Genomic DNA, 15,956 nt, shown 5'->3' on the forward strand with positions numbered 1-15,956 from the left:
TGATGGCCAATCTGCGTCAGTTATAGCCATGCGGTTGGTGATGGGTCAAAACCCACCCTGCAATTTATTGCCATCCACCGAAAGCCTCATACGGTGTTGCGTCGCCTCGCCGTACAACTGCGTACTGTCTTCGGCGACACGCCTTGTCTGAAACTTTCGGTGGATGGCTATAAATTTGTAGGTCGGGCATTTATGCCCGACGTTTTTTGCTGTCGGCCATAAATGGCCGACCTGCGGCTATGACTACAGAACATCGGCGGTTGTATCACGGGCGCTACCCCCACCCCGGGTACCCATGAAAAAGGCGGACGCCTTTTTCATGGGAAGCCCCGTCCCTCCCCCGCTGCGCTTCGCTGCGGGGGAGGGAGCAGAACCGTTGCCGAATCTTTCGCCAGCACCGCTCACTTGAAACACCACCCTCACCCCAGCTCCCCCGCTGCGCGCCCTGCGGGGGAGGGGGGGAATTTCGCTTTTACCCGCAGACTATAAACAGGCTATAAAAACCGCCCCGGAGGGCGGTTTTTGTGTTGCGGTCTGGTTTTATTCCACCACCACCACGGTTTGCACCGCCTGGCGGGCGTGTTCTTCCGGGTGGTACATATTTTCGATGGTCGCGCCGGGGGCGTGCCATGTGCCCGCACGGGTGGTGCGGCCAAGGATGGTGTAGCTGAACGCCCTGGGTTCGCCACGGAGGGTGAAGGCGGCGATGTGGCGGTCGTCGCGGTTTTCCCGGTACTGATAGCGGATTTTGCCATCGTCTTCTTCACGGCGGCGGTCGTTGTTGTCTTCTGTTTTCGCACCGTCGTCGCGGTCGTCGCGTAGCGCGCTCAGGGTGATGCCTGCCGGCAGGCGGTAGGTATAGACGAGGTCGCTACTGCTGGCGTAGCGGTCGAGCTTGGCCGGGGTGAAGGTCGCGGTGATGCGGATGTCGGTGTTGTTCGGCAGTTTCGCCGGGTCAAGCACGGTGCTGCCGTCCGCGGTTTCGTAGCGCAGTTCGATGTTCCAGCCGTGGCTGCTCGCTTCGTCCACCGCCGGGGCGTGGAAGTCCTGCGCGTCCAGCCACAGTGGCTGCTTGCCGGGGTTGGTAATGCGCACCGCGCCGTTGTAGTCGCTTTTTTCGAGTTCGGCGAGGGTGATGGTTTTGCCATTGACGGTCACGGTGGTGTCGGCGGCGAGTTTGGGCGCGACAGTGGCGAGGCGCACCAGCCAGGCGAGTTCCTGCGTGCTGAGGTAGCTGTCATGTGCCAGCGCCCGCGTCAGCGCTTCGCGTTCCTCCGCGTACTGTTTGGCGATGGTGTCGGCGGTGTGGTTCGGGTCGTTTTGTACGTCTTGCCACAGGGTTTGCAGTTGGGTAAGGCGGACGAGGTTGTGCGCGGCAAGGCTGACGCGGCTGCTGTAGGGGTAGCTGTCGCTGTTTTCTTTTTCGGTTATGCCGCCAAGGCGCTCGCTTGCCGCCTGGTATTCGCCGAGCAGCGCCAGCGCGGTGGCGATGTCAAGGCTGTCGTTGCGGTCGAGTTTGTCGCCCGCATCGCGGTGGTAGTGCAGCAGGTTGCCGCGTACGGGTTCGCCGGCGTAGGCGAGGGTGTAGTAAGCGTAGCTGTCATCGTGGGCGCTGTCGCTGCTGTAGCTGCGGTTGGTGTTCGCGCGCAGGTTTTGTAGCAGCCGGGTCAGTTGCACCGGGTTTTGCAGCAGTTCGCGCTGTTGCAGTTGTACGAGCGCTTCGCCGACGTAGGCGGCAAGCCACAGGTTGGGTTCTCCGTTGCCCCAGATGCTGTAAGCACCGTCGTAGTGGGCGAGGTTGGCGAGGCGGTTTTCGGCTTCATGGATGCTGGCGTGGTCTGGCGTTGCCGCACCAATCAGTCCCCACAGTTTGCCGGTGGTTTGTTCGCTGCAGCCGAGCGGGTAGTCCGCCAGTTGTTTTTGGTAACGGTCGGCGTGGTAGGGGATGCCGCTGTTGAGCGCGAGGCGGGCGTCGGCAAGGTCGGTAAATTCGAGGGTTTCGCCCGCAGCTAGGCGGCGGAACTGGTTGCGTACCAGCGGCAGGGTCGGCGGGCGTACCGGGATGCGGCGTTCGAGGGTTTCGTTGTAGTCGCCGCTGATGACTGCCTTGATGTGCGCGTCGCCCGCCTGGTTGCTGCGGTAGGGGTAGCGCAGGGTGATGGCTTCGTTGGCGGCGAGGGTATGCGCGGCGGGCGGTTGGTCGCTGAGGTCGAGTTTGTCGGTTTCGAGGGCGATGTTGAGGTTTTTGGTCTGTTCGGTGGTGTTGTGCAGGCGCAGGGTGAAGACGCCGCTGTCGTCCTGGCTCAGGTAGCGCGGGCTTTGCAGCTCGGCGACCACGGGTGCCTTGACGGTGGCGGTTTGTTCGCCGCTGCCGGTTTTGTCGGCGTTCCAGGCGGCGGTCATGACGCGCAGGCGGCCGTTGTAATGCGGCAATGGCACGCGGTAGTGCACGTTGCCGTCGGCGTCGAGTTGGAGCGGCCCGCTCCAGTTGGCGACGAGGATGAGGTCAAGGTCGGGCAGTCCTGCCATGGCGGCGCGTTCGCTGGCGGTTTCTTTGTCGCTGTCGGCACCGCTGCGCAGGGCGGCGAGGCGGGCGCTGGTCTGGCGGATGATGCTGCCGAAGGTGTCGTAGAGTTCGAGGTTGAGGATTTTTTTGCCGTAGAAGGCGGCGAGCGGGTCGCTGAAGCTCGGCGCGGCGAGCTGGTAGAGGCCGTCATCAACCACGGCGACGTTCACCCAGGTGTCCGCGCCTGCCCCCGGTACGCTGATTTCAACGTCAAGCGGCTGTTCGGGCAGCGGGTTGTCCGGCAGTTTGATTTGCGGCGCAAGACGCAGCGCGGTCAGGTCGGCTCCAAGCCAATGCAGGCCGACGGCGCGGCGGTTGTGGTCGTCGCTTTTTTCGTTCCAGGCGTTGGCGAGCAGCCACACGCCCTGCTCCCAGCCTTCCTGCCACGGGATTTGCAGTTGTGCCTTGCCGTTTTTCAGGGTGATGTCGTGGTTGGCGATGATGCGGTCGCGGCTGGCGATTTTGACGCTGCCTTTGCCGTCAAAGGGTGCTTCAAGGGTGAGGGTGGCGGTGTCGCCGGGTTTGTAGGTTTTTTGGTCGCTGGCGAGGGTGACGGTGGAGGGGTTGTTCGTGCCGGGGGTGCCGTACCAACCACGGGTAATTTCGAGGCTGGCGGCGCTTTCGCGGTCTTTGCCCCGTACTTCGACGACGTAGATGCCGTAATCCAGCGGCAGTTCGATGCTTGCCGGGGTTTTGCCGTCGGCGCTGACGCTGCCGCTTTTCACCGGGTGGCGGCTGTCGTTTTTTTCGTAACGCCAGTCGCTGTCGTACCAATACCAGTACCAGTCGCGCTCAACGCGGTAGAGCGTCCACTGGAGTTCGCCGCTTTGCGCCTCGCCCTGGTCATTGACCAGTGCTGCCTGCACGCTGGCATCGCCTTCCTTGAGCGCGACGTAGGGCGCCTTGCGCGGCAGCAGGGTTTCGCTTTCGGCGCCGATGGTGCTGCCATCCGGCGCGGTGAGGGTGGTCATCGCCCACAGTGCCTGCGGGCGGGTGTCGAAGGGGCGCGCGAACGGCACTTCGATGTGGCGCTTGCCGTCGGCGTCGGTATTGGCGGCGGCGATGCGCTGCTCGGCGCTGCGGGCAATGGCTTCGTCGTGGCGGCCAAACTGCCAGCCCGTCCACGCCGGATACGTTTTGGCGAAATCGCCCCGGACGATGCGCCAGACGCCATCGGTCAGCATATTGGCCGCGGGCGCGCCGTAGAGCCAGTCAGCTTTAAGGTCAAACTGCGCGCGTTTGTCATCGGCCTTGACCGTCAGCGCGGTTTCGATTTGCCGCGGGATGACGCTGTCCACGCGGTAGGTTTCATCCACCAGCAGCGTGCCACCCTTGCCGAGGCTGAGGCGGATGCGCCAGTCGCCGAGGCGGGCATTGTTGGCAATGGCGCGGCTGTAGCGGTAAGCGCCGCTGTCATCGGCTTCCAGTAACTGACTGTGGACGAGTGCGTCGTCGGGGCGGCTGATTTCCAGCCACAGCGGGCTGTCGTGCCACGCCTTGCCCTCCGGCGTTTTGAACAGCCACAAGGCGTTGAAGGTGTCATGCGGGCGATAGACGCCACGGTCGTGCCAGCTCCAGTGTTGCAGCGTCTCGTTGGCGGCGGGCGCGCCGGAAAGCCCCTTGTCGGAAAGGTCAATGCCCTGCCCGGTCACGCGCAAATAGGCGAGATGGCCGTCGTGCTGGCTGATGAGGTGGCTCGGCGCGTCCGAACCACCGCCGTTAATCTGCGCGGCGCTGAAGCGGGCGATGCCTTGCAGGTCGGTCTTGACCTCGCCAAGGATGCGGTTGTTCTGTGCGTAGAGGGTAACGCTCTGCCCGGCAACGGGCTGGTTGCTGCGCAAATCGCGCAACTCGGCGAGCAGGCCGTCGCGCGTCTGGTAGGCGGTAAAGCCCTGGTCGGTGACGGTGAAGCTCATAATGGCTTCTTCACCGTAATTCACGTCCTCACCGTCTGCAATTAACACATACATCCCGGTGCGTGCATCCTTGCCCGCCATGTCGGCAAAAGCAATGCGGCTCTGCACAATCGCGTTTGGCTCCGCTTTTGCCGGGGCAAAACTGCCTTCCCAGATTTTGCTGGCATTTTCGGGAAGCCGGAATTGCTCCAATCCCTCGGCACCAAGTCCCGGCGGGGCATCAATAAGCTCACGCATTTTGCTGATGAGATTGGTATCCGGGATTTGCCAGAGGGTAAGTTTGACTTCTTTAACATTACTGCTTTCCAGCGTCAGTGCTGCATCGGCATCGAACACCAGCGTTTTGCCACGATTAACAAATTGCACCATTGGATCACGGTTGCCGGTATAAACATCTTCTTTTTTTCCTTCACCGCCAATTTCCAGATGATTTTCCGCGGCAAGTGTTGGATCTATATGTACGGTATAGTGGCTATCCCACTCTGCCACATAACAAATACTATTGCCCGCATAACGCGGCTCACTGATTCCGGCAGGCTTGTCTTCATCTTCGGGTTTAATACTGATAAGGCTGCGCCAATCCTGTTGCGGCTCAGGCAGCACAGGATAGCGAAATACAAGACAAATTTGTGGCTTGTCGTTGCGCTTTGTATTGACCTCTACATCGTGCAGGTAGAAAGCATATTTATCGCGCAAATATTGGGCATTTTTTTGACCATCACCCACGATTTGCGATTCATCCAGCGGCAGACCATATTTCTTGTGCATATCTTTCGCTTTGGCGAGTGCTTCTTTGACGATTGTATTCTCAAAATCTTCCAGCGACTTGAGCGCAAACGGTACGCTCTCATTGTCGTTGTCCATAATCCGGCCATACAGGGCAACGGTATCTTTGTAATAGTCTGCCAGCGACTGGCTGATTTCCAGCGAGGAGGCACGCAACGCCTTTAGCGCAATTTCCCGGTAGGGGTCGTCCACATCGTTCTTATTAAAATTAACAATGAACTTGTCAAGCAGTTCCTTGCGATGGTACAGGTGGGAAAAATCCTTAATCGGATTGTAGTTTTTGTCCTTGTCGTACATGGCACTTTGCAACCACTGCTCAATATTGGAACCATTCAGCTTGGCCAGCGGCCCGCTGCCGTCCTTCAGAAACTGGTTCAACTCCATTTCCGCCTGCTGACGGGCGGCGGCGAGGGTTTCCTCATTCCAGCGGGCGGTGGCGTGGGCGAGGGAAATGGCGCCAATCATGGCGGCGAGCAGGGCTTTGCGGAACATAACGAACTCCATGTGGTGATAACGATGTGCGGATTTTAACAAAAACGTCCGGCGGGCGATATGCAATGCCGGGTAGCGGGGTTTGTCGCCGCCGCCATAACGTGCGCCGTGGCGCACCGCTTTTTGTCGACTTACTTTTGCCGCCTTTTTTGATGGAAAAGGGCAACCATGATGATGACAACAAACAGGAAGGTTAATTCGATGGCATATCGGGTATAGACATTCCATTCAACGCCCATATGGGGATAAATATGCTTCCAGAAAAAACGGAATGCAGCAGATAGCAAAAATCCGATCAGAAGACCGGTCAGCAGGGAAAATACGTCATTTTTCATTACTGTCTCCTTGAATCAAAATACGCTTGTCAGCGGACGGGAAGATTGGGGCAAATCCCATAGGTTTATCATTGATGGACGGCGTTAAAAAATGTTGGATGCAGGGCGCGCTTGCTCATCGTTAAAGCGGCGGTGATAGCGGGGCAGATGCTCACGCTGCGTTATTGGCTTTCTTCTGCCTGCCGTTTTTCTCTCTTTTTATAAAAGAGTGCCACAATAATAATGACAACAAACAGGAAGGTTAATTCGATGGCATATCGGGTATAGACATTCCATTCAACGCCCATTTTGGGATAAATATAATCCCAGAAAAAATCAAAAATGACCGATACGGAAAATCCGGCTAAAAAAGCGACCCAGTGGGGTGGTTTTTTATTTTTCATGACGTTCTCCTTGAAGCAGGACGCCCGCACCAGCGGACGTCTTTTATGATGCAGATCAGATTGCAGAACTGGTCTTGAGGCTGTTTACATTTCGTTTTGGATATAGTTGCTACGCGCTTTTCTACACCCCCTCCCCGACCCTTCCCCGCCTCGCAGGGGAGGGGGGATTCAAATTGCAAACAGTTTCTAATACTCCCTGCATATTGATCTTTATTATTTCGCAAACGCGGTTTTCAGTTCTTCCAGCGTTGCGCGCAAGGCGGTCGGGCCGCCAATGTCGATATAGACGTTTTTGGTTTGCGGATAAATCACCTGCCCTTTTTTCCAGGCAGTGGTGCCGTGGACGAGTTCGTTATCCAGCGTTTGTTTGGCGCTGGCGCCGTCTTCGCCAATGGCGACGAGGCGGTCAAGCGCGTAAATCCAGTCCGGATTTTCCTGCGCGATGTATTCAAAGGAAACGGGGTCGCCGTGGCGGCCGCTCATTTTTTCGTTATGCACCAGTTGCAGTCCCAACTCTTTTTGCAGCCAGCCCGCGCGCGAATCCGGGCCGTAGAGCGCGATTTTCGGGCCATTGACCAGAAGCGCCAGCACTTTGCCCTTGTCGGCAGATTCTGCTTTGACTGCGTCGCGCAAGGCGTTCAGCTCGTCGGCGTTTTTTTTCGCCTCGGCTTCTTTGCCAAAAACCGCGCCGAGACTTTCCAGCCGCGCCAGGCCTTCTTGATAGGCGTTGTCGCCCGGCACGCTCAAATCAACCGCCTGCGCGACGGCTTTGACTTCATCCAGTTTGCCCGCCGAGCGCGAGGCGACGATGATGAGGTCGGGCTTGGCGGCGTTCAACGCTTCCAAATCCGGCTCGAACAGGGTGCCGACTTCTTTCGCGTTCGGGGTGGCGAAATCGGCGGCGAATTTTTCGCCGGGGATGCCGACGATTTTGTCGCCGAGTCCGAGCGCCACCAGCGTGTCCAGAGCGCCGATGTCATAGACGGCGATGCGCTCCGGCACTTTGGCGATTTCGACGTCGCCCTGCGCGGTTTTCAGCGGCGTCGCCTGCGCGGCGAGAACGAGGGAAGCCACGGCGGTGGCCAGCAGTTTTTTCAACATGGGTTGCTCCTGTTGGTTGTGAAGGGAAACGCGAACCTAAACCGAACAGGTACGGTTGGCAAGCGACGGCTGCGCAATTTTTGTCCGTGGCTTTTTGTTAGACTGCGACAGTCGCTTGATTTGATGAAGGAGTGCGTCATGGTTCGTTGGCTGATCATTTTGCTGTGGGTATGTACTGCCGCGCGCGCGCAGGAGGCGGGGCAGGCGCTGGCGGTGGAGGTCGGTGTGGCGACGCGGGTCGCGCATGAGCGCTCGCTCGCCGCCGATGGTGTGGTTGCCGCGCGCGAGCTCGCGGCGGTCAATGCGCAGGTGGCGGGGGTGTCGCTCGCCAAGCTCAACGCCGATGTTGGCGACCGGGTGCAGGCAGGGCAGGTGCTGGCGCTGTTTGATACCGCCACGCTGAAGCAGGAATTGGCGCAGGCGCAGGCGCAGGAGGCGCGGGCGCAGGCGGCGCTTGCCCAGGCGAAGCGCAATGCGGCGCGGGCGGGCAAGCTGGTGCAGGAGCGCGCGGTCAGCGTTAGTGATTCGGAGCAGTCGGCATCGGCGCAGCGCGAGGCGCAGGCGGTGCTGGATGGCGCGGTGGCGGCGCGCAAGCTGGCGCAGTTGCGCCTCGGTTATGCAGAGGTGCGCGCGCCGGTCGCTGGGGTGATGGTCAGCCGTCCGGCGCAGGTCGGGATGACGGCGGGGATTGGTGCGCCGCTGTTTGTGTTGCAGGTCGATGGCGCACTGGAGTGGCAGGCGCAGGTGTCGCCGGAGGACGGGCAACGGCTGAAGGTTGGCACGCCCGCGCGGGTCACGGTCGGCACGGCGGAGGTCGGCGGCCGGGTGCGGCTGTTCGTGCCGGATGCGGACGCGCAGTCGCGGCGGGTGGTGGTGCGGGTCGCGCTCGACAGTCATCCGGATTTGCGCGCCAATTTGTTGTTGCGCGGGCGGTTTTTGTTGGGCAAGGAGGAGGTGTGGACGATTCCGGCGGCGGCGCTGGTGCGCGAGGATGGTCATGATTTTGTGGTGCTGGTGGAGGCGGATAACCGCGTGCGCAGGCAGGCGCTCACTCTCGGCGAACGGCTCGGCGACCGCGTCGTGGTGCTGGACGGGCTGCCGCAAGGCGCGCGGTTTGTGCTGCGCGGCGGCAGTTTTTTGCAGGACAGCGATGTGGTGCGGGTGGTGGATGGTGCGCCTGCGGCGGCGGGCGGCGGGTGATTTACATACACTTGAGCGCCCGGTGTGTATGTAAATGGTTCCGCCATAAACAGCGTGAGTGCCGCCAGTAACCCCACCCCAACTTTCTCGCACTACGCGCGAGCTGTTCCAGTCCCCCACCGGGGAGGGAGCTGTTTGGCGGTACTGCGGGCAGCGGTGGTTGGATGGGTTGTGGTTGTTGAACGATGTTGCATCGGTGCCGGAATCACTGGCGCTACCCCCACCCCGTCCCTCCCCCGCTGCGGGCTTCGCCCTGCGAGGGAGGGGGGTAGAACGGCGGGGCTTTGAGCGAGTGGCGACGGAATTATGTTTTGCTTTTGTCGCGCTGCGGGTCGCCTGCTGCCCCCACCCCAACCCTCCCCCACGGGGGAGGGGGAATGCCCGCCCCACCGCGTATTTTGTTGTCATTGTCAGAAGGAAGTTTCATGAACGTCTCAGCCTGGTCTATCCGCAATCCGCTGGTCGCGGTGTTGTTGTTCGCCCTGCTTGCCCTCGGTGGCTGGCACGGGTTTCGTGCGATGCGGGTGCAGCAGTTTCCCGATATGGATTTTCCGGTGGTGATTGTCTCGGTGTCGCTTTCCGGCGCTTCGCCGCAGCAGCTCGAATCGGATGTGGCGAAGAAGGTGGAGAGCCGCGTCGCGTCCATCGACGGGGTGAAGAAGATTCGCAGCGCCTTGCAGACCGGGCTGTCCACCACGGTGGTTGAGTTCCGGCTGGAGAAGGATTTGCAGGAGGCGCTCGATGAGGTGCGCTCCGCCGTCGGCGAGATTCGCAGTGATTTGCCCGCCGATGCGCTCGATCCGGTGATTTCCAAGGTGGGGACGAGCGGGATGCCGCTGCTCACGTTTTCGGTGTCGGCGCGCGGCATGGATACGCTGGCGCTGTCGTGGTTTGTCGATGACCGCCTGTCGCGCCGCCTGCTCGCCCTGCCCGGTGTCGGCAGTGTCAGCCGCATCGGCGGGCTGTCGCGCACGGTGGAGGTGTTGCCTGACCCGCTGCGGCTGAAGGCGCTCGGTTTGCCGATTGGTGCGGTGGCGGCGCAGGTGGCGGCGTTGCAGCGCGATGCGTCCGGCGGCGAGGCGCAGATTGGCGGCGGCAAGCAGTCGGTGCGCGCGCTGGGCGCGGAAACGCAGGCGGCGGCGCTCGCCGATTTGCGGATTCAGGCGGCGGGCGGGGCGCAGCGTCTCGGCGATTTCGCCGTTATCCGCGATGGCGCGGCGGAGGCGGATTCGCTGGCGCTGTTTGACGGCGAGACGGTGGTCGCTTTTGAGATTGTGCGCAGTCGCGGCGCGAGCGAGACGGCGGTGCGCGCGGCGGTGGAGGCGGAGCTGGCGCGGGTGCAGGCGGATTTTCCGCAATTCACCATCACCAAGGTGTATGACCGCGCCACCCCGGTCGAGGAGGATTATGAGAACTCGCTCGATATGCTGGTTGAGGGCGGCATTCTCGCGGTGGCGGTGGTGTTTGTCTTTCTGCGCAACTGGCGCGCGACGCTGCTTGCCGCCGTCGCCCTGCCGCTGTCGGTGATTCCGGCGTTTCTGGTGATGTGGCTGCTCGGCTTCAGCCTGAATATCATCTCGCTGTTGGCGCTGTCGCTGGTCATCGGCGTGCTGGTCGATGACGCGATTGTGGAGATTGAGAACATCATCCGCCACCTGCGCGGCGGCAAGTCGCCTTATGAGGCGGCGATGGAGGCGGCAGACGAGATTGGCCTCGCGGTCATCGCCACCACTTTCACCCTGATTGCCGTCTTCCTGCCGACCGCCTTCATGAGCGGCGTCATCGGCCAGTTTTTCCGTCAGTTTGGCTGGACGGCGGCCATCGCGGTCTTCTTCTCGCTCGCCGTCGCCCGTCTGGTGACGCCGATGATGGCGGCCTACACCCTCAAGGCGGAGACGCGCGAGACGGTACGCCGCGACAGCGCGCTGATGCGCGCCTACCTCGCCTTCGTCGGCCTCACCCTGCGCTGGCGCTGGACGACGCTCATCGTCACCATCGCCCTGTTCATCGCCTCGCTGGCGCTGGTCAGCCACCTGCCGAGCGGCTTCATGCCGGACGACGACATGGACCAGACCCGCATCAGCATTGAGCTCACCCCGGACGCAACCCTTGATGACACCCTTGCCGTCAGCGAAGCGGCGCGGCGGGCGATTGCCGACGTTCCCGGCGTCGCCCACGTCTTCAGCGCCGTGGGCCGCATCACCGGTGACATCGGCAACAACGGCGGCAAAAGCCGCCACCGCGCCAGCCTCGAAATCGTCCTCGCGCCGCGCGGCACCCGCCCCACAAAAAGCGCCATCGAACACGACATCGAAGCGCGGCTGCAAGGCGTCGCCGGCGCGCGCTTTACCGTGGGCTTGAGTAACGGCGGCACGCCGGGCTACATCCTCTCGCTCACCAGCGACAACCCGCAACTGCTGGACGACACCGCGCAGGCGCTGATGCGCGACATCCGCGCCCTGCCCAACGCCGGCAGCGTCACCAGCACCAAAAGCCTCGCCCGTGAAGAGCTGCGCCTCTACCCCGACCCGCTGAAAATGGCCGACCGGGGCATCACCACCCTGCAACTGGCGGACACCCTGCGCATCGCCACCCAAGGCGACTACGAACAGCGCCTCGCCAAACTCAACCTCGACAGCCGCCAACTGCCGATTATCGTCCGCCTGCCCGAAGCGGCGCGCGCCGATTTGGCGACGCTGGAAGATTTGACCGTCGGCAGCGGCGACACCCGTGTCGGCGACGTCGCCCGCCTCGCCTTCAGCGGCGGCCCGGCACAAATCACCCGCTTTGACCGCGCCCGCGAAATCCGCATCACCACCCAAGTCGGCCACGGCGCGCTGGGCGAACTGGTCGATGCCATCCAGAACACCCCAACCATGCAACACCTGCCGCCAGCGGTGCGCGCCAGCGACATCGGCCAGGCAGAAATGATGAAAGAACTGTTCGGCGGATTTGTGCTGGCGATGGGCGTCGGCATCTTCTGCATCTACGCCATCCTCGTCCTGCTCTTCCACCGCGTACTGCAACCCTTCACCATCCTCATGGCATTGCCGCTCTCCATCGGCGGCGCCTTCGCCGGGCTCATCATCCTCGGCGACGGCATCAACATGGCGTCGATGATCGGCTTCATCATGCTGATGGGCATCGCCAGCAAAAACTCCATCCTGTTGGTCGATTACGCCATCCTCGCCGAACGCCGCGACGGCATGAGCCGCTACGATGCGCTAATTGACGCCTGCCACAAACGCGCCCGCCCCATCATCATGACCAGCGTGGCGATGGGCGCGGGAATGACGCCGCTGCTGCTCGGCTGGGGACGGGGCGACCCGACCTTCCCGCAGCCGATGGCGGCAGCGGTGGTCAGCGGGCTTGTTACTTCCACCTTGTTGAGCCTCGTCGTCATCCCGGTGGTGTACACGCTGATGGACGATTTGGGGCGGTTGCTGCGGCGGCGGAAAGCGTAGGGGCCAACCTGAGCGGAGAAAAACATGGCATTCCGGGAAATCCCTGGCAACACACCCGCCGCACAACAAATTGCAAAGACATTCTGTCTGGATCAGGAAAGGGATCTTTTCTTTGAGGACAAGGCGCGCAATATCATTGCCTGTGTGAGAACGCCGCACGTCATGGAAATTGCCGAGGGCAGTTGCGCCCGCAGCGTATATCTGCAATTCCCGGCGATTACCGAAGATAATCGCTGCACATTCATAATAGAATTTGTCGATAGCAATTCCATGGACGGGCGGCAAATTCTTGAAGACGGCAGCTATCTGTACATATGGAAATTGCGCCATGCCGGGACAGGCAAAAATGTCCCGCGAGAAGACGCCATACAGGCGCTGAAAAAAGTCGTGACCCTGTATTCAGGCCATAAACAGAAGCACAAATACCGTGTCGAATGCCGTTTTGATGCGGACGCACTTCAAAACGCAGCCGCGTCACCCCACGGCAAAAAGGCGCCCAAACAAAATGAACCCCGGATAGCCGTAACAGCAGGCACGCTCGTTGCCCTCGTGTTCTTCGTCGCGGCGCTGGTTGGCATCGCGGAACGCATTGCAGGTTCGCAGGGCGGCGGTATCGAAGCGGAAGTGCGCGGTCACGGCACCGCCCGCCAGGTACAATGCGCGCGCGATGGCGTCGCGCTGTGGACGGGCTGGACGTGCCAGGCCGGAGAAATTATCTGGGAAAGCCCGCGGAAACTGCCGGAGCGCGTCATCCCGCAACAGGCGCCGTACACCGTGCTGGCGACCGGCGACTGGAGCGGGCGCGAATTTCCCGTCAGCAGCCATTTGCCGATGGACTGGCGAACGGCAGGCGGCCTGCATCAGGCGCCGCCCCGCGAAATTCTCCTCGCGCCTGGGCATCCGTCCGGCTCGCGTGGCTGGTGGACGGCACAGGTGTTCATCCCGCCGCTGCTTGCCGCCGCCCTCGTCGCGCTCCTTGCAGCCATCCTGATACGCCGCAACCGCTGACGCTACTGTCCGCTCCGACAGCTCATGCGCTATGGGGCAGTTACCGTGCATGAGGTTGCCCTTGCGCCGCGCTGCTTGTCGCAGCGATACTCACAACGCTCTGTACAAGGCGCACCCTATGGCGGATTCTGTGCGTAGGGCGCGTGGCGGCTCAGCCAACACGCACGCGGGAATTTTGCATCGGAAACCGCGTGCGTGCCTGTGGCATACACCCTACGATTCCATTTTTGTTTTATGTGCAGACCACGCAGGTTGGGTTAGGGTGTGTTTACAATACCGCCCGTCTTGTCCGCCGGACGGACGATTCCTGATGTCCGCCCGCCGGTACGCGCCATATAGCGATACTCACAAAGTTCTGTACAAGGCGCGCCGCCGAAGACAGTACGCTTTTGTACGGCGAGGCGGCGCAACGCCGTACAGGGCTTTGTGAGGATTGCTATAAATCCATTGCCACCCTTGAGAGATTCCCATGAACACGCCCCGCGCCATCTTTTTCGACATCGACCGCACCCTCTACGACCACCGCAGCGATTTCGTCCCGCCTTCCACCCTCGCCGCCATCGCCGCGCTGCGCACCCGCGGCATCGTCCCGGCGATTGCCACCGGGCGCGGTTATGCCGCCCTGCCGCCACGCATCGCGCAACTGGTGGCATCTGGCGAGATTGCGCTGGTCGTCTCCAGCAACGGCCAGTACAACCGCCTCGGCGACCGTGTCCTCTCCGCGCATCCCCTGCCCGTCGCCGATATTGAATCGCTCATCCGCGCTTTCCGCGCGCACGACTGGGAATACACCTTCGTCTCCGAGCGCCACATGGCGGCGGGGCGCTCGCGCGGCAGCAGTCATCGCGTCCTGCGCGGCTATCCCTGCTACATCGTCGCCCCCGACTATTTCCGCGAACACGCGGTGCATCAAATGATTGTGCTGGCGCCTGTTGAGGAGGAAGCGGCATTGCAGGCGATTCTCGCCGACCACGGCGGGCGTTACCGCAGCGTGCGCAGCCACGCCAGCGCGGTGGATTTGCTGCACGCGGACGGCAGCAAGGCGCGCGGCATTGCGGACGCCTGCGCCGCGCTCGGCTTTGCACCACAGGAGACGATGGCATTCGGCGACGGTCTGAATGATGTGGAGATGTTCGCCGCAGTCGGCTGCGCGGTGGCGATGGGCGATGCCTGCGACGCGCTGAAAGCGGTCGCGTCGCACATTACCGGCACGCTGGAGGAGGACGGTATCGCCCGCGCGTTGCTGGATTTGGGCGTGCTGACGGCGGGGGATTTGCGCGCGGCTGGGGCGAACTCGCTATAATGCGCGCCGTTTTTCATTCTTATATCAATCATGTCGCAACTACTGAAACACGTTTATATTGAAACGCATGGCTGCCAGATGAACGAGTACGACTCGTCCAAGATGCTCGCCGTACTCAAGGTTTCGCATGGCATCACCCCAGTCGATACGCCGGAGGAGGCCGATATTTTGCTGCTCAACACTTGCTCCATCCGCGAGAAGGCGCAGGAGAAGGTGTTTTCGCAGATTGGCCGCTGGAAGCCGCTCAAGGATGCCAAGCCGCACGTCATCATCGCCGTCGGCGGTTGTGTCGCCTCGCAGGAGGGCGAGGAGCTGCGCCGCCGCGCGCCGGCGGTCGATGTGGTCTTCGGCCCGCAGACGCTGCACCGCCTGCCCAATCTCATCAGCGAGGCGCAGGAGAAGCGCGACGGCGTGGTTGATGTGTCGTTCCCGGAAATCGAGAAGTTTGACCATCTGCCGGAGCCGCGCGCCGAAGGGCCGACCGCGTTCGTCTCGGTCATGGAAGGCTGCTCCAAGTATTGCACCTTCTGCGTCGTGCCTTATACGCGCGGCGAGGAGGTCAGCCGCCCGTTTGACGACGTCATCGCCGAATGCGCCTCGCTTGCCGCGCAGGGCGTGCGCGAAATCAACCTGCTCGGCCAGAACGTCAATGCCTATCGCGGCGCGCTGTTTGACGGCGGCACCGCCGATTTGGCGCTGCTGATTGAGTATGTCGCCGCCATTGACGGCATTGACCGCATCCGCTTTACCACGTCGCACCCGGTGGAGTTCACCGACAGCCTGATTGAGGTTTACCGCCGCGTGCCGCAGCTCGTCAGCCATCTGCATTTGCCGGTGCAGAGCGGTTCGGACAAGGTGCTGGCGCTGATGAAGCGCGGCCACAAGGCGGCGGCGTACAAGGAGAAGCTGGCGCGGCTGCGCGAAATCCGCCCCAATATCAGCTTTTCTTCGGATTTCATCGTCGGTTTCCCCGGCGAGGAAGACGCGGATTTTGAGGCGACGATGCAGTTGATTGAGGACGTGTTTTACGACACTTCCTTCAGCTTTATTTACAGCCCGCGCCCCGGTACCCCGGCGGCGGCGATGCCCGACCGCATTCCGATGGAGGTGAAGAAAGCGCGGCTTGCCCGCTTGCAGGCGCGCATCTTGCAGATGGCGGCGCAGATTTCTGCCGATATGGTCGGCAGCGAGCAGTGGGTGCTGGTTGATGGCATCTCGAAGAAGAATGCGAAAGAGGTTTGCGGCCGCACCGAGAACAACCGCGTCGTCAATTTCCAGGCGCCGCAGTCGCTCATCGGCCGCTTCGCCAAGGTGCAGATTACCGCTGCTTACAAGAATTCGCTGCGCGGCCGCCTGATTGAGGCGGAAGGGCAGCGCGCCCCGCAGCGTTACAGCGCTTGAT

The 15,956-nt window shown here is 61.7% G+C and carries 9 protein-coding genes; 5 read left to right on the forward strand and 4 right to left on the reverse strand.

Translation table 11 applies throughout. The annotated features are described in order from the left end of the window. Positions 1-540: 540 nt before the first annotated feature. The 4 genes from ACO54Z_RS01195 to ACO54Z_RS01210 all read right to left on the reverse strand — a co-directional run bounded on the left by ACO54Z_RS01195 (position 541) and on the right by ACO54Z_RS01210 (position 7,579). Positions 541-5,760 (reverse strand): alpha-2-macroglobulin family protein, encoded by a 5,220-nt coding sequence (locus tag ACO54Z_RS01195; RefSeq protein ID WP_485995368.1) that lies wholly within the window; start codon positions 5,758-5,760, stop codon positions 541-543. Between the two features lie 131 nt (positions 5,761-5,891). Continuing rightward, positions 5,892-6,095, reverse strand: a complete 204-nt coding sequence (locus ACO54Z_RS01200; protein WP_485995369.1) for a hypothetical protein — start codon at positions 6,093-6,095, stop codon at positions 5,892-5,894. A gap of 161 nt (positions 6,096-6,256) precedes the next feature. After that, a complete protein-coding gene (locus ACO54Z_RS01205; RefSeq protein ID WP_485995370.1) occupies positions 6,257-6,478 on the reverse strand; it encodes a hypothetical protein in 222 nt (73 codons plus the stop codon). Positions 6,479-6,691: 213 nt separating this feature from the next. Further along, positions 6,692-7,579 carry a siderophore ABC transporter substrate-binding protein gene (locus tag ACO54Z_RS01210; protein WP_485995371.1) on the reverse strand — a complete coding sequence of 296 codons (888 nt, stop codon included), beginning with the start codon at positions 7,577-7,579 and terminating at the stop codon, positions 6,692-6,694. 138 nt (positions 7,580-7,717) lie between these two features. Between ACO54Z_RS01210 and ACO54Z_RS01215 the strand changes: the two genes are divergently transcribed. The 5 genes from ACO54Z_RS01215 (at position 7,718) to miaB (ending at position 15,955) form a co-directional block, all read left to right on the forward strand. Then, entirely contained in the window at positions 7,718-8,779 is a 1,062-nt protein-coding gene (locus tag ACO54Z_RS01215; protein WP_485995372.1) for an efflux RND transporter periplasmic adaptor subunit, read from the forward strand. Positions 8,780-9,204: 425 nt separating this feature from the next. Further along, a complete protein-coding gene (locus tag ACO54Z_RS01220; protein ID WP_485995373.1) occupies positions 9,205-12,243 on the forward strand; it encodes an efflux RND transporter permease subunit in 3,039 nt (1,012 codons plus the stop codon). Positions 12,244-12,267: 24 nt separating this feature from the next. Continuing rightward, the gene (locus tag ACO54Z_RS01225; protein WP_485995374.1) at positions 12,268-13,251 is read left to right on the forward strand and encodes a hypothetical protein; all 984 of its coding nucleotides are present in this window, start codon (positions 12,268-12,270) and stop codon (positions 13,249-13,251) included. Between the two features lie 469 nt (positions 13,252-13,720). Continuing rightward, positions 13,721-14,554, forward strand: a complete 834-nt coding sequence (locus ACO54Z_RS01230; protein ID WP_485995375.1) for a Cof-type HAD-IIB family hydrolase — start codon at positions 13,721-13,723, stop codon at positions 14,552-14,554. A 30-nt stretch (positions 14,555-14,584) separates the two neighbouring features. Then, entirely contained in the window at positions 14,585-15,955 is a 1,371-nt protein-coding gene (gene miaB, locus ACO54Z_RS01235; protein WP_485995376.1) for a tRNA (N6-isopentenyl adenosine(37)-C2)-methylthiotransferase MiaB, read from the forward strand. Position 15,956: the final 1 nt, after the last annotated feature.

The organism is Cardiobacterium sp., from assembly GCF_057314735.1.